This window comes from Nonomuraea sp. NPDC049152 (assembly GCF_040648355.1).
Lineage (GTDB): Bacteria > Actinomycetota > Actinomycetes > Streptosporangiales > Streptosporangiaceae > Nonomuraea.
Window position 1 is genome coordinate 1 of sequence record NZ_JBEZDO010000032.1, and the last position, 18189, is coordinate 18189.

The following is an 18189-nucleotide window of genomic DNA, read 5'->3' on the forward strand; positions in this document are numbered from 1 at the left end:
CCTTATCGGTACGGCATCGGCGTGCGCGGGCAGCTTCGGGGGCTTGCCCACGCGCATATGGGCTGGATGTTCACCGACGATCCGACTTCGCGTGAGCGCTACGCGCCTGACCTGCTCGCCGATCCGGCGATGGTCAGGGTGGCGCGCGCCTTTCCCGCGCTGTGCGTCGTATCGCTGGCGCTGCCGTTCCTGGCGGGCTGGGCGATCGGCGGCGGCCTGTACGGCGGGCTGACCGCGTTCCTGTGGGCCGGGCTGGTCCGCGTCGCCCTGCTGCAGCACGTGACCTGGAGCGTCAACTCGCTGTGCCACGTGATGGGGAGCAGGCCCTTCACGACCCGTCGCCACGATCGTTCGACCAACCTGTGGCCGCTCGCGGTGCTGTCGTTCGGGGAAAGCTGGCACAACGGCCACCACAGCGAGCCGACCTGCGCCCGGCACGGCCTCGACCGGCACCAGGTCGATCCCTCCGCGGGGCTGATCCGCCTCTTCGAGCGGTTCGGGTGGGCGACCGACGTGCACTGGCCCGACCCTGGCCGCACGGAACGACGCCGCCGCGCCGACGTCCCCGAACAAGCCCGCGCGCCGACGGCACGCTGAACCATGCCTCTGGCGATGGCTGCCGGCTGGGCCCGCAGCGTTGGGTCGGTTCAACCGCCACAAGCCCGCCGGCCACCGCGGGGACCTAGGGTGAAGGGAGACGGTCCGCATCAGCGCCGCCCAGGTGGAAAGGGGTGGCGGGCATGGAGCTACGCCAACTCCGCTACTTCGTGACGCTGGCCGAGGAACTGCACTTCGGCCGTGCGGCCGCCCGCGAGCACATCGTGCAGTCCGCGCTGAGCCAGCAGGTGCAGCGGCTCGAGCGCGAGCTCGGGGTACGGCTGCTGAATCGCAGCACCCACCACGTCGAGCTCACCCCGGCCGGTGCGGTCTTCCTCGTCGAGGCGCGCCAGATCCTCGACCACGTGGGCCGGGCGGCGCACGCCGCGCGCAACGCCGTCGCCTCCCCCCGCACGCTTCGGGTCGGCATCATCGACGCCGGATACGATTCCATGCCGCAGATCCTGCGCGCCCTACAGCAGCGTCATCCCGATCTGACGATTCACCAGGTCGAAGCCGGCACCCCTGAGCAGTACCGGCAACTGGCCGACGGGCGTCTGGACATCGGGATCGGCCGAGCCTCCCACACCCCTGCCGATGTGGCCTCCGAACTGATCCGGCTCGACCCGCTCGGCGTGCTGGTCCCCGACGATCACCCCTTCGCCATGCAGAACGGCGTGCCGGTCGCCTCCCTGGCCGACGAACCGCTCCTGCTCGGCGAGGACGCCCAGACGCCAGAGTTCAACCAGTTCGTCATCGAGCTGTGCCGCTCGGCCGGATTCTCGCCCATCGTCTACGAGGGGACCGTCGAGAGCACCCGTGCCGCCGCCGACCTCGTGCTCCAGCGCCGCTGCGTGCTGTGCGTCCCTTCCTCCTCCCGCACCTCCAACCGGCCGGGCACCGTCTGGCGCCCCCTCGTCGAACCGGTGACCCACTACCCGTGGTCGCTCCTATGGCGCTCCGGTGTCCCGTCCGCCCACGTTGCCGCCGTCATCGACAGTGCCCGGCAACTGGCACGCCGGCTCGGCTGGCTGGAAACCGCAGGCTCGATCTCCGGCCGGGAACCGCCAACGGTCATCAGCAGCGGTGATGACTCTTCCTGACATTGCTCGTTTCCCCCGTAGTGAGATGCGGCTTCACTGGGACCAGCACCGGTCAAGGCCACGAGCCGCGTCCGCTTCTGGCCATCGATACGGGCCCTCGCCAACGGGGGTGTTCAGGCGACGCCCCGCCATCACGAGCGGGCTTTCTCACCGGGGGTCTCCGCTCAAAGGGAAGACGGGGCCGGCAGTCGCCTGCTCAACGCCGACGGCATCCATCGATTGGAGGGCCGAATGGACCTGTCGACACACGCTCACCTCCCGTGGACGGTTTGCCACGTCACAGGAGACGTCGAACTCCTCAATGCGCACGCGCTCCGCGAACATCTGCTGGACGCTCTGGAGCAGCCAGGACACCGAGTTCTCCTCGACCTGTCCGCCGTGACCTTCATGGACGCCAGCGGGCTTGGTGTGCTCGTCTTCATCAAACGCATGGCCATACTGCGGGGCGGGGCTCTCCGTCTGCTCGCCCCATCCTCGGCGGTCTGCCGGCTACTGATGGCCAGCGGGTTGTCCGGCCATTTCACCGTGGGCCCCGATCTCGTGGTCGCGGAGCAGCCCGAGCCGGGACTCGAGGCCACCTGATCTCCAGTCGGGGGGCTCGGACGGCGACCCTCCTCTCGCGAGCAGAACGATCGGCTCGTGCGAGCCAGGGCACCCGGCGGAGGCAACGGGTCAGCGTGACACGCTGACGAGCCCATCATGTGCGGTGATCACAACGTCGAGGTGGCGGCTCACCGGATGGCAGCCGCCGACGGCACGCCCGCATCCTTCTGGCGGACATCGACCCGTCCACCTTCGTTCTCCCATTCGTCTTGTCCCGCGCCTCGTCCTTCCCGAGCGCGGGGCGCCAGAGGAGGATCTCGCGTGATGCTCGGGTCGGCGATGACATCCGTGGAAGACCCGCCGTTCATGCCCGCAGTGACCGCCGCGAACGCGGCCCTCGCCACCGCCGGCGTGGCACGCGGCGGTATCACCTGAAGCGTGATCTCCGGCTTTCCCCTGATGCTCAGGGTGACCAGCCGGCTGTCCATGGATCGGAACCATCCCACCCTGACCGCCCTGCCGGGAGCCGCGATCCGGTGCGGGATGTCGTCCCACGCGTCCACGTGCAGCCCGACTCGGAGGGTCATCTCCCCGAGGCGCTGGTCGACGGCCGCGATGAGTGCCGGTAGTTCGGCCGCCGCGTCGGTCGAACGGGGCCACCACGCGCCGTCCACTGGCCCCACGCGGTCAGGCGCGGGCGCGAGGCTCAGCCGTACGGCGGATGCTGGGGCCGGAGATCTCGGCGGAACGCGAGCGGCGGGAATCGTCCGGGGTGAGGTTTCTTGCCTTGTCGCCATGATCGACCGGCCGTCTCGGCCCGACTGGGACCGCAGTGGTGGAACGCCTCGGACGACGCCGACTTGATTACCGGCGTTCGAAATGCCCTCAGTGCATCTATTGTACGCCCTTCAACAGATCTTCGGGAACAAGTGTCCGCACAAGGCCCACCCCTAGGATTGCGCAGTCAACGCTGAGTCTTTTTCGTTCTGCAGCGCCAGGTAACCGGGAGCGCGTTTGCGGCCATCCCGAATTGAGCGAGAGGCAGAGAAATCCTTTTGCCGCCATGGCTCTCGCCCGCACGGCTGCGCCACATGGTGAACCCGTGAGTCCGCAGGTTCAGCGACGCAGCCAGGCGATCCGAGGATCCGCCCCGGCCGGCCGTTCACCGGCCGGCGGCCAGGCGATGTCACCGGTGGACGCTTCGACGCACGTTGATCATGTTGAAGACGATCAGGATCGCTGCCGATCCTGCGATCGCGGCGATCCACGTGGAGAGGTTGAAGAACTCGCCGGTACTGCCGACGTCGAAGAACAGAGCGGTGAGGGCGCCGCCGAACAGTGCGCCCGCCACACCGAGCAGGCAGGTGACGACGATGCCTTGCACGTCCTTTCCGCCCATGACGAGCTTGACGACGCATCCTACGATGAGGCCGAGAATGATCCAGGCGATGATGCCCATGACCGACTCCTGAGTGACGATGAATGTACTGGTCGATTTCGTGTCGGATTGTGACAGGAGAGTCGCCGCATTTCACCGCCTTCAGCTCCAAGCCTTTCCGACCAGCCAGGCCTTAAGGTGGCCCCATCGGTTACGTGGACCGGAGCAACATCTTCAATATACGCCCAAAAATTCTCCCCGGATAGCATTAACCGGGCTGACTTCTACCGAAAGAAGTGTAATCGAGTTCGCTAAGCAATTGTGAACGCCGGCAATCATGCCGACAAGGCAAGAAACCGCCGAGATCTCCGGCCCAAGCATCCGCCGTACGGCTGAGCATCGCGCGCCGCGCGTGACCATGCGGGGCCCGTGGACAACGCATGGTGGCCCCGCTCGACAGGAACGAGACGCGGGTCAAGACGACTGGGAGGATGCGGGCGCGTGAGGACGTACCGCATGTTGTCCCCCAAGGGAGATGGCCCGCCAGGCCGCACAGAGCCCAGGTTGCGCTTCGACGGAGAACAAGAGGCGGTGGGGGTGATCGCACGCACGCTGGACGAGGGGCGCAGCGTCATGTTGACCCGGTCGAGCCATGGCCGCGAGACCGAGAGGAACAGCGTGGTCCTCAACCCGGCCGACGCGGGCGTCGAAGAAGGCAGCGCCGAGGCCGGGCAGTGCCTGTAGCAGGGTAAGCCTCCCCTGCAGGTCGGTAGCCAAGCGGTACGAGCCGCTACAGCAGGATGCGGCGTCTGTGCCTTGCCCCCTGGGGAGGGATGTGGACTCTGGCGAGCTCTCGCATGGCTCGCAGGGCACCGGTCTGCCTGGCCAGGACGAGAGCCTGCTGGGCGGTTTCGACCGACCGTTCGCGCTCGTGGGCGTCGGCGTACGCGTGGGCCATACGAGCCAAGGCATAGGCGGCGGCATAGCTCGATCGCGCCTTCGGCGGTTCCTGTTCCAGGATCTCGATCGCGCCCATGGCGTGGCCGAGGTCGACGAGACACCCTGCGCACAGTGTGTTGTGGGCCTCGGTGGAACAGTCGAACCGGTAGTGCGTGTCGTCGCCGGGCTCGGCGAGTGACTGAGCGGACTCCTCCAGGCGGCGACGGCACATGTCCAGGTCCCCGGCGAGGGCGTGACCTTGCGCTTCGTGATGCCGGGACAGCGCGTCCACCTGTGGAGGGAGGTGGGTGCGTTCGCGGGCGGCGACGGCGAGGTCGACGAGCCGTCCTGGATCGCCGGCGGTGTCGGCAAGACCGCCGCGCTGGGCGAGCGTGTAGGCCATGAGCAGCGTGTCCGCTGCTTCACGAGCGTCGCGTATGGCCTCGTCCGACCATGTCAGAGCCCCGTCTGGGTCGCCGGCCTCGTGGTGCATGCGGCTGATCAGCTCCGCGTTCTCCGCGGCGAGCAGCAGGAACGCCTGCCTCACAGGCGAACTGGCGTCGCGATGGAATTCCTCGATCCCGGCGAAGACCGGCCGCAGGGCGTTGATCACGTCGGCGGGCCGGATCTCGGGGCGGGTGTAGGCGTCAAGGATCGCCTTGAAGTAGCTGACCGTTCCGTCATCGGCCCGATGGGGCGCCTCGATCGCTCGACCGGCGCGCTCCTCCTCCTCGGCGGTGAACCTCCCCGACAACAGCGGGATGCCCGTCAGGTAGTGCCACAGCGTGGTGCCGGCCGCGTCCCCCACGAACAGCTCCGCCTCGTCCACGTCGAACGCCCGGCAGAGCAGCTCCGCCTGCTGCTCGTCGGGCCGCGTCTCTCCGGCCTCCCAGAGCCGGATCATCCCGGTGAGCGTCTCCAGCGTGGGCAGCTGAGCACGCGACGCCTCGTCCGCCACGTCGGCCAGCCGCTTCCCGAGCTCCCTGCGGCTCCACAGCCGCCCGCGTCGCAGTACTCGCAGTCGCGCGGCCCAGATCGGAACATCGATGTCAACCATTGGCGTATCCCCCACCGTCCGAGTAGTCGCCGATGACCTCTCGTAGGCATTTGTGCCCATTGTCCGCTTTCTGGACCCGTTTGGTGAGGCCGAGCCGGAAGATGTACCGAACTATGCCGCGCACCCTCCTCAGCCTCGGCCGCCAGGGCGCGCCCGGAATCGGGCAGCAAGCGCACGAAGGTCGGGCGGGGTCAGCAGGCGGGGCGATCGGGGACGATCAGGATGGGCCGGTCGATGTGGCGAGTGAGATGTTTGACGACCGAGCCGGTCAGCAGGTGCGCGCTCAACCCGGTCCGGGCCGCCCCGACGACGATCATCATGGCGTGGTGCTGGCCCGCGAGGTCGAGCAACTGCCTGGCCGGGTCGCCGCGCCGGGTCAGGGACGTCCACGGCAGCGGGTGGTCCGCGAGTACCACGCCGACCTCGTCCCGTTCGGCGGCCGCGGCCGCCTGAGCACGGGTATCCCAGTCGGCCGCGTCTGGGTCGATCGGGTGGTCCGCCAGATCGACCACGTGGACGACCAGCAGGGACGCCTCCAGCCGTACCGCCAGGTCAGCGGCCGTCACCAGCGCCGCCCGGCCGGCTGGATGCCGGTCGTAGCCGACCACCAGCAATGTCTCCGCGGGGCCTGGCGCCGGTCCCGGCAGGTCAAGCTGCGGCACCCGCTCGTCGTGCTCGCTCATGAGGAACCTCCGGTGGCCGCCGGAGCCGGGGCCACACGCAGTAGGCAGCCCCCGAACCCGCTGCGATCGAACCGGCAACGTTGAGCGGCCGGGCATACGGTCAGGCCATCATCGGCAGGCTGCGGTCCAGGCCGGTGGTGTGCAACAGCCGGGACATGTACGGGCGGGGAGCCGTCAAGGCGACGGTGATGCCTTGCGCTCGGGCGCGACGCTGGATGCCGACCAGAACGGCCAGGCCTGAGACATCACAGGACGACATCTGCGACAGGTCGAGGATGAGCAGTCCGGTGCTGTGGCGCAACGTGGTCAGCAGCTGCTGGCGAAGCGCCTTGCTGGTGAAGATGTCGATCTCGCCGGACAGGTGGAGGGTGGTCGGGGCAGACGGGCCGGCACTGCCGAGCGGGGATGTGTCGATGGCGGTCATGAGGTTCTCCTATCGGAGAAGAGATGGAATGAGCGCCTGCCGACCGGTGGTCGGTCAGCCGCTGGATGGCGGTGTCGGCACCGCTCGATCCGGCCGGCAGGCAGCGCGTGGTTCGCGCTCGCATGGTCGGCTACCGAATGGAGCCGGCGGGCGCTCGGCCGAGGATGTGGCCGCCCTCGTTCTCCCGCGGTGCGGCGGGAAGATGCGCGATGGAGAGGATGTCGGCAGGACCAAGACCGGTCGTGTCCTGGGAGGTGAGCCTGAGCGCGGCCTCGGCGGGACCGCTCGCTGTCGCCGGCGGGATGACCAGCAGCGTGATGGGCTCGCCGCCCGAGAGGCTCAAGGTGATCACGCGAGGATCGGTGCTACGGAACCAATCGACCCTGACGTGGCGCTCTCCTGCCGGGATACGACGCGAGATGTGGTCCCATGCTTCCCGGGACACGCCGACGCGCAGCGTGGTCCGGCCGAGCCGCTGGTCGACGGCGGCGATGAGGCGGGGCAGCTCAGCGGCGGCGTCGCGTGAGTAGGGCCACCACGCCCCGTCTACGCCGGCCGGCCGATCCATCACGGGACTCAGACTGAGCCGGATCGCGGAAGCGACGGCACTCAGCGGCTTGGTACGAGAAAAGAGTGTCACGGCTGCCTGGCCTGCCCGGGCCCCGGAAGGAGCCGCGAATGGTCTATCGCCGTGGGCGACGCCGACCTGAATGCCAACGCGCGAAATGTCCTCGGTATCTGCAGTCTACCTCACTCGAGGAAGAATTTTCGGAATGGTGCAATTACGTAATTCCGAAGGCATGCAGGAATCGCTGCCACAAAATACAAGAACAACTTCCAGAAAAACGTCCTCACCCCCGGAGGGCTCCCCGGCTCGCCCTATTACCAGGTCCGTACGGCCCGCGGCGCACCGCACCCAAGCCCTCGACGAGCGGTGCATCCGCCGCCCACCCTCGCCAGGTCGAAGCCACCGCGTCAGCGGGTGGCACCAGAGCCAGGGAAAACCCGCACCGCTCGGCCCGGAAACCATCGAGCGGTTGCTTCTGCTCAGCCACCTCCCCGATCGGGCCGCCCGCGGCATCAGCGCGCGCTGGGGCGACGCAGCCGGCATCAACGACCACCGCGCCTGATTTGTCGGTGCGAATTGACAGTGTCCGCAGGGGCTCGAACGGCGGCCGGCGATCAACGGGCGCAGAAACATCGGCGAGAACCGTCGTGGGATGCCGGGTCCGGAGACAGGTGTCCGTGACAACGAAGTCGCCGGAGGTCATTGAAATCGCCTATGCCAAGCCAGCACCTTTCGCGACAACCCCGACTACACGCGGACAGGCCTCGGCCGGCGCGCCATCGCGCCTGGCCGCCGACCGGCGTCTCGCCGACCGGGCGGCGACGGCGCGGTGCTCTAGCGTCGCCCTGGACCGAGCTGTGGGCGAAGCCCGTGCGGCTTCGCCCACTCGATCGGATGTCAGATCTTGACGGCGTCCCTGGTGTCGTCGCGCTGCCGGGCGGCCAGGTTCCCGTGCAGACTCTCGCCTTCGATGTCGAGGTTCGGCAGGACCCGATCGATGGGGCGGGGCAGCCACCAGGCCGCGCGGCCGAGCAGGGACATCGCGGCAGGCACCAGGGTCAGACGGACGACGAATGCGTCGACGAGCACGCCGACGGCCAGCGCGAAACCGATGGACTTGATGATCGGATCGTGCATGAACACGAACCCGCCGAACACGGCCGCCATGATCAGCGCGGCGGCGGTGACGACGCGGGCGTTGTGGCCCAGGCCGTTGACGGTGGCCTGCTGCGGGCTGTCGCCGTGAACGAAGTCCTCACGCATGCGGGAGACGAGGAAGACCTCGTAGTCCATGGCCAGCCCGAACAGGATCCCGATGAGCAGGATCGGCAGGAAGCTCACCAGCGGCCCCGGAACGTCGACGCCGAACAGGTCGGCCAGGTGTCCCTGCTGGAAGATGGCCACGGTGATGCCGAATGTGGCGCCGACGGTGAGCAGGAAGCCCAGCGCCGCCTTGAGCGGCACCAGCACTGAGCGGAAGACCAGCATCAGCAGCAAAATCGACAGCCCGGCGACGAGCAGCAGGTAGACGGGCATCGCCTCGGCGAGTTTCGCTGACACGTCGATGCCGATGGCGGTGGCGCCGGTCAGGGCGATGGTGGCGCCCTGGATACCGGCCACGCGCTCCCGGATGGAGTGCACGGTCCGCTCTGTGGCCGCGTCGGTCGGACCGGTCTTGGGGATGATGGTCATCAGTACGGTGGTGCCCCGCTGGTTGGGCTGCGGCGGGGAGACGTGGAGCACGCCGTCCGTGGCGTCGATCAGCTGCGCGGCCTGCTTGGCGGCCGTGCCGGTGGCCGGGCCGTCGTCGCCGGAGACGACGGCGACCAGCCGGCCGTTGAAGCCGGGCCCGAACCCCTCGCTGATGAGGTCGTAGGCCTCGCGGGCCGCCGAGCCGGATGCCGCGGTGCCGGCGTCGGGCAGGGCCAGGCGCATGTCCTGGGCGGGCAGGGCCAGCGCGCCCAGCCCCACAACGCCGACCAGCAGAATCGGGACGCGCAGCCGGGTGACGAACCGGCCCCAGCCGTACCCGAAGCCCTCGCGCCCTGGGCTGGGTACCCGCCCGGCGCGCTGCCCGCGAGGCAGGACGCGGGCACCGGCGAAGCCGAGCATTGCGGGCAGCAGGGTGAGGGCGACCAACACTGCCAGGGTGATGGTGCCGGCCGCGGCCAGCCCCATGACGCTCAGGAAGGGAATACCGACCACGGAAAGGCCGGCCAGGGCGATGACGACGGTGGCACCGGCGAAGACCACGGCAGAACCCGCGGTGCCGATCGCACGCCCGGCGGCCTCCTCCGCCGCCACGCCCTCGGTGAGGTATTGCCGGTAGCGGAAGGTGATGAACAGTGAGTAGTCGATCCCTACGGCCAGCCCCAGCATCAACGCCAGAATGGGCGCGGTGCCGGTCAGCTCCAGCACACCGCTGAGGGCGAACAACCCGGCCATCCCGGCCGCGACGCCGATCAGCGCGTTCAGCAGCGTCATGCCGGCGGCGACCAGGGACCCGAAGGTGATGAGGAGGACTACGGCGGCGACCAGGACACCGAGCGCCTCAGTGGAGCCGATCTCCCCTCCGGCCTTCATGATCTCCCCGCCGTGCTCCACCCGAAGCCCGCGCACGGAGGCGCCGACCTGCTCGTACGCCGTGCGCTGGACGGCGGTGATTTCGTCGGCGGCGGTGTCGAACTGGACCTGGACCAACGCATGGCGGCCGTCTGGAGTGACCGAACCGGCCTTGAAGGGATCGATGGCGGCGATCACACCGGGAACTCCGCCGGCCTCCCGCACGACGGCCGCGACCGCGGCCTTGTCGAGCTTTCGCTTTTCGGGCGCGGCGAGGACGATGGTGCCGGTCACGCCACCGGCCTGCGGGAACTGCTCCCGCAGGGAGTCGAGGGCCCGCTGGGACTCCGTGCCTGGGATCGAAAAATTGTCAGTGGTGGGGCCCATGAAGGCGGCGGCCGCCCCACCAAGCACAGCAAGCAGAACCAGCCAGACGGCGAACACACGCCCTCGGCGCCGGAAGGAGAACCGGCCGAGCCGATACAGCACAGAAGCCATGAAGGATGTCTTTTCCTCGAAGTTCAGCGGGGTTCGCGGCCGAGCGTGCGCAGGGCGCCATCGATCAGCTCGGTGCGCAGGTCCTCGTCCGGCACCGGCACGTCGCCGGCGCAGGTGACGGAGACTGCGCCGATGACCATGTAGGCAGTGACCAGACCCCTGGACTCGGTCGAGCCGTCCACCATCGCGGCCATCAGCCGCGCCACGATGGCGGGCACGGCGCCCAGGGCCGGATGGCCGGCCAGCACGGGAATGTCCTGGAACAGGACCTTGACCTCGCGCCGGAACCGCATGGCCAGATCGACGAAACCAGTGACGGCCGCTTCCACGGCCTGGTCTCCTTCCAAACCGGAGAGCCGGGCGTCCAGCGCGCCCAGCCCTTCGCCGGCAGGGGTCAGCAACTCGGCGAGGATCGCCTCTTTGCTGACGAAGTAGTAGAGCAAGGACGCCTTCGAACAGCCGACCACCTGAGCGATGTCATGCAGCGAGGTGCCCTTGTAGCCACGCGTGGCGAAGAGATCCAACGCCGAGTCCAGGATGTGGCCGCGCAAAGCGGAAGCAGGACGTGCCATACCCTCACAATAACTGTCCGATCGGTCAGATCTGACCGATCGGACAGGATTCGGTTGTGGCCTTCCTCTCATCCGTGATCGCTGGAGTCGCCGCGGGCACGGTTGATGCGCTCAAACCAGACATATGAGACGTGATCATGATGAAACGGCGTAGTGAGGTCGTAGGCGCCATCGGAAGCCGCTCCACTCGGTCATACTGCGCAGAAAGGCCCAGCATGGCCGAGGGCGTGCCTGCGACGGTCAGATCGACCTACTGGAGATCGCTGATGGACGACCTGTTCGCCTTCCTTCGCGACCGGCTCGACGAAGACGAGCGGGTCGCCCAGGCGGCACTCGAGGGGCCGAGGGAGGCCGGCGAGCCCATGCCGTACGGCGAGGCCGCCGACCATGACGCGATCGCCGGGCCGGGACACTCGGGTGGCGGGAAGCGTCCTCAAGCCGATCACATCGCCAGGCACGAACCGGCCCGCGTGCTCCGCGACATCGAGTCCAAACGGCGAATCCTGGACGAGCTGGAAGGGTTCATCGCCGAGGCCGAGTACCTGCCCGAGGATGAGCGCAACGCGGACAGAGCGACGGCGTTCGGGATCGTTCACCTGCTCGCCCTGCCGTACGACGACCACGTCGACTACCGCGAGGAGTGGAAGCCGTGAGCACACCGGCGGGCGGATGAGCCGGCGGGCCGAGGCCCGCACGGCCGTTGTGCAGAACTCCGCCGTCAGAGCCCGGCTGGAGTCCTGGTCCTCTCCGAGATGTGGGCAGGCTCCATCTGGGTCCGCTCGTCGCCGGTGTCGTGGATCTCCTCCATGTGCAGCGCCAGCCCGAGCGCGAAGCACGTGGGCGCCCACTCGCCGATGAAGATGCCCCACCTGTCGGCCCGGTCGATCCCCGCGGCCTCCGCGTTCTTGGACGCCAGCCAGGACGCGAACGAGGCGCCGATGGACGCGATGCCCGCGGCGTACATGAGCGAGGATCGGACGCCCATCTTGTGAAGGGTGTGGATCATGGTTCCCCCTGTTTGTGTGATGAGGGGGCCTCCTACCCGGGCCATGGGAGCCGATTCGAAGCCGCCGCCGGCTTTGCCACCTTTTTCCCGGCTCCGATGCGGGGGATGCGCAGACTGCCCGACTGGTCCGGGCCTGAGCCCTGACGTCATGACCGACGATGTGGCCATCGTCAAGGCGCGGCTCAGCGCGACCGCCGAACGCGAAAGCGGCTCCCCGCCCGCCAGCGGGGAGCCGCCTCGACCCCACTACCCATCGCCAAGCCCACCAGTCACAACGGTGGTCTCCCGTACAGCGTACTGATCGGGGAGACCGAATGCCGCGTTACCGGATCACTCCCCGCCCGAGGACCACGCCGACGAGTCTCCGGCTCTCACCAGCCTGCCGCTGCTGCCCGACATGTGATGATGGAGGGGAAGGGTCAGCCTCCGATTGGAAGGCATAGTCGTGGGTGCCGTACATCCTGCCGATCCACGTGCCCGAGGAGGCGTGCGAGATGACCGCTATGAAGGTATGGCGTGACTTGTTGTCCGACATGGCAGGCAGCCAGCAGCGAGTGACGATTCACCTGTCGGGCGGCCAGTCGCTCAAGGGAGTTGTCGTCGAATTCGACCGCGTCAACGAGGTCGTCGTCCTCGACGAGTACGCGCAGGGTTCCGCGGTGATGAGGCACGAATCCCCTGTGCACACGATCGTGCTGGCGGCGGTCCAGGCCGTCACGGTCCACAAGCACGATTAGGTACGCGAGACCGGCCCGAAGCGGCGAAGGCGGGTGCGGTCAGCCGACGGGGTGCCACCCACCGGGTGCGAGGTGCGCGGCGCCCGCGGGCCATGTTCCCTTGGCATGGGGCTCGGGCGTGCCGTCGAACGTCAGGATGTCCTGGACGATGCGCCACGACTCCTCCACCAGGTCGAACCGTACGAAATGCCGGGCGTCCCCCGCGAGCGCGTCCTTCAGCACCTGTTCGTACGCCTCCTCCGCGGGCCCGAGCACCTTGGTGAAGTCGACCGACACCGGCACCCCGAGCGTCCTGTCCAGCACGTCGGGTTCCTTGGCCTGCAGGTCGAAGGTCACCCCGGGGTCCGGGTGCATCCTGAACCTGATGAGGTTCGGCGCGGGCCTGGCGCTGAAGTAGGTGACGGGTGGCCTGTGCAGCTCGGCGACGATCTCCAGGGCGTCGACGGGCAGGCATTTGCCGGTGCGGACGCAGAACGGCACGCCCGCCCACCGCCAGTTGTCGATCGTGGCGCGCAGCGCGATGAACGTCTCGGTGCGCGAGTCCGGGGCCACGCCCTCGGTGTCCCGGTACCCCTCGTACTGCCCGCGGACCACGTCGGACTGCTGGATGGTGCGGACCGACCGCAGCACCCGCCACTTCTCGTCGAGGAGTGCGCGGGCGTCGCCTGACGGCGGGGCGTCCATGGCGGTGTAGGCCAGGAGCTGGAGCAGGTGGTTCTGCACGACGTCGCGCAGCGCCCCGACCTCGTCGTAGAACGATCCCCTGTCGGCGACGTCGAAGTCCTCGGCCAGGGTGATCTGGACGCTGCGCACGTAGGTGCGGTTCCAGATGGGCTCCAGCATGGTGTTGGCGAGGCGGAAGACGATCAGATCCTCGACAGGTTCCTTGCCGAGGAAGTGGTCGACGCGGAAGAGGTGGTCCTCGTCGAAGCAGGTGAGGAGCTCGGCGTTCAGCCGCTTGGCCGATTCCAGGTCGTGGCCGAAGGGCTTCTCCACGACCAGCCGCGCGTTCTTGCTGAGCCCGGCAGCGGCCAGGCCCTTGGCGACCGTGGCGAACAGCGAGGGCGGCACCGCGAGGTAGTGGGTGAGGAACCCGAGCCCCTCGACCTCCTTGCGCAGCCGCTCGAAGGTGCCGGCGTCGGCGAAGTCGCCGGCGACCAGGCGCAGGTCGAGGCGGGGTGACAGGTCCTTTCCCACGGCCTCGCGCGCGAAGGCGCGCAGGCCGTCGAGGTCAAGGTCGGTCTTGGCCACCCCGACGACCGGCACGTCCAGCTGGTCCGTGTCCGCGAGTTTGTCGAGCGCCGGCAGCAGCATCTTCTTCGCCAGGTCGCCCGTCATGCCGAACAGGACCAGTGCCATGGATCAGACCTTTCTTCCCCGCATCTCCCTGTACTTGCGCACCAGTGCGGCGGTGGAGGCGTCGGGCGCCTGCGCGGGGGGCTCCTCGGAGGTGAGCGCCGGAGCCAGGTCCATCGCCATCTTCTTGCCCAGCTCGACGCCCCACTGGTCGAAGGAGTCGATCCCCCAGATCGTGCCCTCGACGAGCACCGTGTGCTCGTAGAGGGCGACGAGCTGGCCGAGCGTGGAGGGGGTCAGCCGGGAGGCGAGGATGGTGGAGGTGGGCCGGTTGCCCGGCATCACCTTGTGCGGCACGACCTCGGGGGGCGTGCCCTCGGCCGCGATCTCCTCAGCCGTCTTGCCGAACGCCAGCGCAGAGGTTTGCGCGAGCAGGTTGGCCGTCAGCAGGTCGTGCATGCCCTCGGCGTCCTCGTTGGGCAGGCCGAAGCCGAGGAAATCGGCAGGCACCAGCCGCGTGCCCTGGTGCAGCAGCTGGTAGAAGGCGTGCTGACCGTTGGTGCCCGGCTCGCCCCAGAAGATCTCCCCGGTGTCCACGGTCACCGGCGTGCCGTCGGCCTGCACCGACTTGCCGTTCGACTCCATGGTCAGCTGCTGCAGGTAGGCGGGGAAGCGGTGCAGCCGCTGGCTGTACGGCAGGACCGCGCGGGTCTGCGCCCCGAAGAAGTCGTTGTACCAGATGCCGAGCAGGCCCATGAGGACCGGCATGTTGGCCTCGAAGGGCGCGGTGCGGAAGTGCTCGTCGATGGTGTGGAACCCGTCGAGCATCTCGCGGAAGCGCTCGGGCCCGACGGCGATCATCACCGACAGGCCGATGGCGCCGTCGAAGGAGTAGCGCCCGCCGACCCAGTCCCAGAAGCCGAACATGTTGGCCGTGTCGATGCCGAACTCGGCGACCTTCTCGGCGTTGGTGGAGACGGCGACGAAGTGCTTGGCGACGGCGTCCTCGCCGAGGGCTCCGACCAGCCAGGCGCGGGCCACCTTGGCGTTGGTCAGCGTCTCCAGCGTGGTGAAGGTCTTGGAGCTGACGATGACCAGCGTGGTGGCGGGGTCGAGGTCCTTCAGCGTGCCGTGGATGTCGGCGGGGTCGATGTTGGAGACGAACCTGGCGGTGATGCCCGCGTCGGCGTAGTCGAGCAGCGCCGCGTAGGCCATGGCGGGCCCGAGGTCGGAGCCGCCGATGCCGATGTTCACCACGGTCTTGATGGCCTGGCCGGTCTGGCCCTTCCAGTCGCCCGAGCGGACCCTGGCGCTGAAGTCGCTCATCTTGTCGAGGACGGCGTGGACGTCGCCGACCACGTCCTGCCCGTCGACGACGAGCTTGGCGTCGGCGGGCATGCGCAGCGCGACGTGCAGGACGGCGCGGTCCTCGCTGACGTTGATGTGCTCGCCGGAGAACATGGCGTCGATCCGCTCGCGCAGCCCGGCCTTCTCGGCCAGCGCCAGCAGCAGCTCCATCGTCTCAGCGGTGGCACGGTGCTTGGAGTAGTCGAGGTAGAGGTCGCCCGCGGTCACGCTCATCCGCTCGGCCCTGCCGGGGTCCTCGGCGAACAGCTCCCTCAGGTGCTTGCCCGCCACGGCCTCGTGGTTGGCCTTCAGCGCCGCCCATTCGCCGCTCCGACTGATGTCCACGTCTCCTCCTCGCACTCTCAACCTGACGACGTACCCGCGATGGCTGATCCATCGCACCGCGGGGAGGTTATCAAGCGGTCATGAACCGATATTGCGACTGCGTCAACGCCTCTTCCTGTGCCGCTTCTTCCGGGTGGTCGAAGTGTCCGGTTTCCAGCACGTACAGCTCTTTGGGGCCGCCGAGCGCGTTGTAGATGGCGTACTGCCCTGGAGGGGGGACGGAGGGGTCGAACAGCGCCGCGCCCACGTGCACGGGCTTGCGCACGAAGGTGGCGGCGGTGGCGGAGTCGAAGTAGGCGAGGACGTCGAGCACCTCGGGGTGTTCGGCGTGGTACTCGCGTACGGCCGCGCCGCTTCCCGTGCAGGGCAGCGTCACCCGCAGCGGGTGGTTGCCGAAGCTGGGGATGACCAGCGCGCCGCTCGTGAACCTGTCGTCGAAGGCGAGGACGAAGGGGCCGATGCCGCCGCCGAAGCTGGAGCCGATGTAGTCGAGCCGTACGGCGGCCGTCTCGGGCAGCAGCTCGGTCAGGGCGGTGGCGGCGCACCACATGTCGGCGACGCAGCCGCCGTGGATGTAGGTCTCGCGGGAGCCGATGCCGTACAGGACGTGTTCCTGGGCGTCGGAGGGCAGGTCGGGGTGGAGGCTGCGGGCGGGCAGGCCGCGCGCGCACGGCCAGATGGTGGCGGTGCCCTGGATGTTGACCCTGACCTCGGGGTGGTCCCTGCCGCCGTAGCCGTGGGCGACGACGCGCGCCCTGGTGACGTGGCCGTCGGCGGGGACGCTGAGCCATCCGCCGATCCTGAACCCGTCGACGGAGGTGTAGGTCACGCCGTGGAAGCGCAGGCCGTCGGCCTCCCACTCCGCGGGGCCGAGCTTGGGCGCGACGCTGACCGCCATTGCCCGCTCGTGCCTGCCCCGCCAGAACTCCTCGAAGTCCGCGGGCGCCTCTGGAGCCGGTACGGCCAGCAGCGCGTCGAGGTCGTAGCCGTAGGTCGGGTCGAACGTGAACTCGTGCCGCGGTGTCAAAGCCAGCCCCTCCATGCAAGATCGTCAGGCCAGCTTAACTGCCCTTTCCCTCGCCTCGGAAACGACGCTCCACGGCGGATCGGGAAGCCGCTCGGTCTCGGCTCCCTCCCGCGTCAGCAGCGATCCCGCGGGGAGTCTGGGCGAGTTGCCCGCCACGACCCTGCCCTCGGCGTTCACCAGCGTCACCTGGGTCGGGCACGCGGCCAGCACGCCGAGCAGGAGCGCCTCGAACCTGGCGGCCCGCACGTCGGCGCCGACCACCCCGAGGAAGCGGCCGTCGACCCGGGCGGGCGTGGTGAAGGTGAGCATGTAGGTGTCGGTGCCGCCGTAGTCGACATAGGGCCCGACGACGTGGCGGCGGCCTGTGCGCTGTGGCACCGCGAACCATTCGGCGGCGGTGTAGTCGTAGAAGTCGAGGCTCTCGGGGTCGAGGTCGACATCGAGGAAGATCGGGTCGTCCTCGGGCGGGGCCTGCCACCAGTCGAGCCAGCGCGGCCGGTCGGCGAGCACGCCGGGGGCGACGATCACGCCGGTGCCCGCGGCGATGCCGTGCAGGCGGCGCAGGCAGCCGAAGATCTGGGGGCGCACCGCCGCCAGGTCGCCGGAGGTGAAGGAGGGATGGGATCGGTAGCAGGCCTCCATGCCCGTCCTGATGTCCTCCAGCGCGTGGAAGACGTCCTCGACGATCGCGTGGACCCGCTCGGCCACGTGGGCCACCTGTGGATCGCTCATCGCCACTCCCGTTGGTCCTGGGTGACAAGTCGCCAATGGAACTCCATCAGACGCTCGGTCCCTCTGTCGAGGTGCTCCTCGGTCAACGTTCGCGCACGGTCGGCCTGCCGTACGGTGATGGCCTCGATGACCTGGCGGTGGCTGCGGACGACCTCCTGCGGGTCGACGGCTTCGCCGTAAGGGAGCCAGAGCAGCTCGCCGACCTCGGACTGGATGTCGATCTCCGCTCTGGTGAGCCTGACGGACTGGGCCGCGGCGGCGACCTCGATGTGGAAGCGGCCGTCGGCGCGGCGGCGCTCGCCGACGGTGGTGGCGGCTTCGAGGCGGTCGACGACGTGGTGGAGTCTGGCGACCTGGTCGGTCGAGGCGCGCAGGGCGGCCAGGCGGGCGGCCGTGCCCGCGATGGCGGCGCGGTAGTCGCCGATCTCACGCAGCTCGGAGCTGCTGAGCTCGCGGAGCCTGTTCCTGAGCCTGGTGGTGGAGGGGTCGGCGGGGCCGCGCACGAACGTGCCGCCGCCCCTGCCGCGCCTGGTCTCGACGAGGCCGCGTTCGCGGAGGGCGGCGAGGGCGGCGCGCAGGGTGACGGTGGAGACGTTGAGGGAGGCGGCCAGCTCCAGTTCGGCGGGCAGCTGGTCGCCGTCGGCGACGAGGCCGAGCGCGATCGCCTCGGCCAGACGGCGGACCACGACCTCGACCCTGCCCGAGCCGTCGTCGACAGGGGCGAAGACGGCGGCGCCGGGGAGCTGATGCACAGCAGACAGCATATTGCCTTTTG

20 protein-coding genes are annotated in these 18189 nt (G+C 68.9%); 6 read left to right on the forward strand and 14 right to left on the reverse strand.

Annotated features, from left to right (window positions below):
- The 3 genes from AB0B45_RS40445 to AB0B45_RS40455 form a co-directional block, all read left to right on the forward strand.
- On the forward strand, positions 1-597 hold a 597-nt coding region (locus AB0B45_RS40445; protein ID WP_358142401.1), incomplete at its 5' end, for a fatty acid desaturase.
- 143 nt (positions 598-740) lie between these two features.
- Complete coding sequence (locus AB0B45_RS40450; protein ID WP_358142404.1) at positions 741-1700, forward strand: LysR family transcriptional regulator; 960 nt, start codon at positions 741-743, stop codon at positions 1698-1700.
- Positions 1701-1931: 231 nt separating this feature from the next.
- A complete protein-coding gene (locus AB0B45_RS40455; RefSeq protein WP_358142406.1) occupies positions 1932-2282 on the forward strand; it encodes an STAS domain-containing protein in 351 nt (116 codons plus the stop codon).
- Between the two features lie 149 nt (positions 2283-2431).
- Here AB0B45_RS40455 and AB0B45_RS40460 read toward each other — a convergent pair whose 3' ends face one another.
- Entirely contained in the window at positions 2432-3040 is a 609-nt protein-coding gene (locus AB0B45_RS40460) for a DUF5994 family protein (RefSeq protein ID WP_358142409.1), read from the reverse strand.
- 389 nt (positions 3041-3429) lie between these two features.
- Positions 3430-3702, reverse strand: a complete 273-nt coding sequence (locus tag AB0B45_RS40465) for a GlsB/YeaQ/YmgE family stress response membrane protein (RefSeq protein ID WP_358142412.1) — start codon at positions 3700-3702, stop codon at positions 3430-3432.
- Between the two features lie 483 nt (positions 3703-4185).
- Here AB0B45_RS40465 and AB0B45_RS40470 point away from each other — a divergent pair, with 483 nt between their 5' ends.
- Complete coding sequence (locus AB0B45_RS40470; RefSeq protein ID WP_358142415.1) at positions 4186-4365, forward strand: hypothetical protein; 180 nt, start codon at positions 4186-4188, stop codon at positions 4363-4365.
- A gap of 46 nt (positions 4366-4411) precedes the next feature.
- Here AB0B45_RS40470 and AB0B45_RS40475 read toward each other — a convergent pair whose 3' ends face one another.
- The 6 genes from AB0B45_RS40475 to AB0B45_RS40500 form a co-directional block, all read right to left on the reverse strand.
- Positions 4412-5617: a helix-turn-helix transcriptional regulator gene (locus AB0B45_RS40475; RefSeq protein ID WP_358142418.1), complete on the reverse strand. Its 1206-nt coding sequence runs from the start codon at positions 5615-5617 to the stop codon at positions 4412-4414.
- 191 nt (positions 5618-5808) lie between these two features.
- Entirely contained in the window at positions 5809-6300 is a 492-nt protein-coding gene (locus tag AB0B45_RS40480; protein ID WP_358142421.1) for a universal stress protein, read from the reverse strand.
- A gap of 100 nt (positions 6301-6400) precedes the next feature.
- Positions 6401-6724 carry an STAS domain-containing protein gene (locus tag AB0B45_RS40485; RefSeq protein WP_358142424.1) on the reverse strand — a complete coding sequence of 108 codons (324 nt, stop codon included), beginning with the start codon at positions 6722-6724 and terminating at the stop codon, positions 6401-6403.
- A 130-nt stretch (positions 6725-6854) separates the two neighbouring features.
- Positions 6855-7364: a DUF5994 family protein gene (locus AB0B45_RS40490; RefSeq protein ID WP_358142427.1), complete on the reverse strand. Its 510-nt coding sequence runs from the start codon at positions 7362-7364 to the stop codon at positions 6855-6857.
- 825 nt (positions 7365-8189) lie between these two features.
- The gene (locus AB0B45_RS40495; protein WP_358142429.1) at positions 8190-10352 is read right to left on the reverse strand and encodes an MMPL family transporter; all 2163 of its coding nucleotides are present in this window, start codon (positions 10350-10352) and stop codon (positions 8190-8192) included.
- A gap of 23 nt (positions 10353-10375) precedes the next feature.
- On the reverse strand, positions 10376-10924 hold the full coding sequence (locus tag AB0B45_RS40500; RefSeq protein ID WP_358142432.1) for a TetR/AcrR family transcriptional regulator: 549 nt from the start codon (positions 10922-10924) through the stop codon (positions 10376-10378).
- 266 nt (positions 10925-11190) lie between these two features.
- Between AB0B45_RS40500 and AB0B45_RS40505 the strand changes: the two genes are divergently transcribed.
- Positions 11191-11577 carry a DUF6221 family protein gene (locus tag AB0B45_RS40505; RefSeq protein ID WP_358142435.1) on the forward strand — a complete coding sequence of 129 codons (387 nt, stop codon included), beginning with the start codon at positions 11191-11193 and terminating at the stop codon, positions 11575-11577.
- Between the two features lie 65 nt (positions 11578-11642).
- Here AB0B45_RS40505 and AB0B45_RS40510 read toward each other — a convergent pair whose 3' ends face one another.
- Positions 11643-11930 carry a hypothetical protein gene (locus AB0B45_RS40510; RefSeq protein WP_358142438.1) on the reverse strand — a complete coding sequence of 96 codons (288 nt, stop codon included), beginning with the start codon at positions 11928-11930 and terminating at the stop codon, positions 11643-11645.
- Positions 11931-12379: 449 nt separating this feature from the next.
- Here AB0B45_RS40510 and AB0B45_RS40515 point away from each other — a divergent pair, with 449 nt between their 5' ends.
- The gene (locus tag AB0B45_RS40515; RefSeq protein WP_358142441.1) at positions 12380-12667 is read left to right on the forward strand and encodes a hypothetical protein; all 288 of its coding nucleotides are present in this window, start codon (positions 12380-12382) and stop codon (positions 12665-12667) included.
- A 39-nt stretch (positions 12668-12706) separates the two neighbouring features.
- Here AB0B45_RS40515 and zwf read toward each other — a convergent pair whose 3' ends face one another.
- The 5 genes from zwf to AB0B45_RS40540 all read right to left on the reverse strand — a co-directional run bounded on the left by zwf (position 12707) and on the right by AB0B45_RS40540 (position 18166).
- The gene (gene zwf / locus AB0B45_RS40520; protein WP_358142443.1) at positions 12707-14026 is read right to left on the reverse strand and encodes a glucose-6-phosphate dehydrogenase; all 1320 of its coding nucleotides are present in this window, start codon (positions 14024-14026) and stop codon (positions 12707-12709) included.
- A gap of 3 nt (positions 14027-14029) precedes the next feature.
- The gene (gene pgi, locus AB0B45_RS40525; RefSeq protein WP_358142695.1) at positions 14030-15649 is read right to left on the reverse strand and encodes a glucose-6-phosphate isomerase; all 1620 of its coding nucleotides are present in this window, start codon (positions 15647-15649) and stop codon (positions 14030-14032) included.
- 76 nt (positions 15650-15725) lie between these two features.
- On the reverse strand, positions 15726-16682 hold the full coding sequence (locus AB0B45_RS40530; protein ID WP_358142446.1) for an acetylxylan esterase: 957 nt from the start codon (positions 16680-16682) through the stop codon (positions 15726-15728).
- Between the two features lie 24 nt (positions 16683-16706).
- On the reverse strand, positions 16707-17414 hold the full coding sequence (locus tag AB0B45_RS40535; RefSeq protein ID WP_358142449.1) for a hypothetical protein: 708 nt from the start codon (positions 17412-17414) through the stop codon (positions 16707-16709).
- Positions 17411-18166 (reverse strand): FCD domain-containing protein, encoded by a 756-nt coding sequence (locus AB0B45_RS40540; protein WP_358142452.1) that lies wholly within the window; start codon positions 18164-18166, stop codon positions 17411-17413. Before AB0B45_RS40540 ends, AB0B45_RS40535 begins: the two co-directional genes overlap by 4 nt.
- Positions 18167-18189 lie beyond the last annotated feature (23 nt).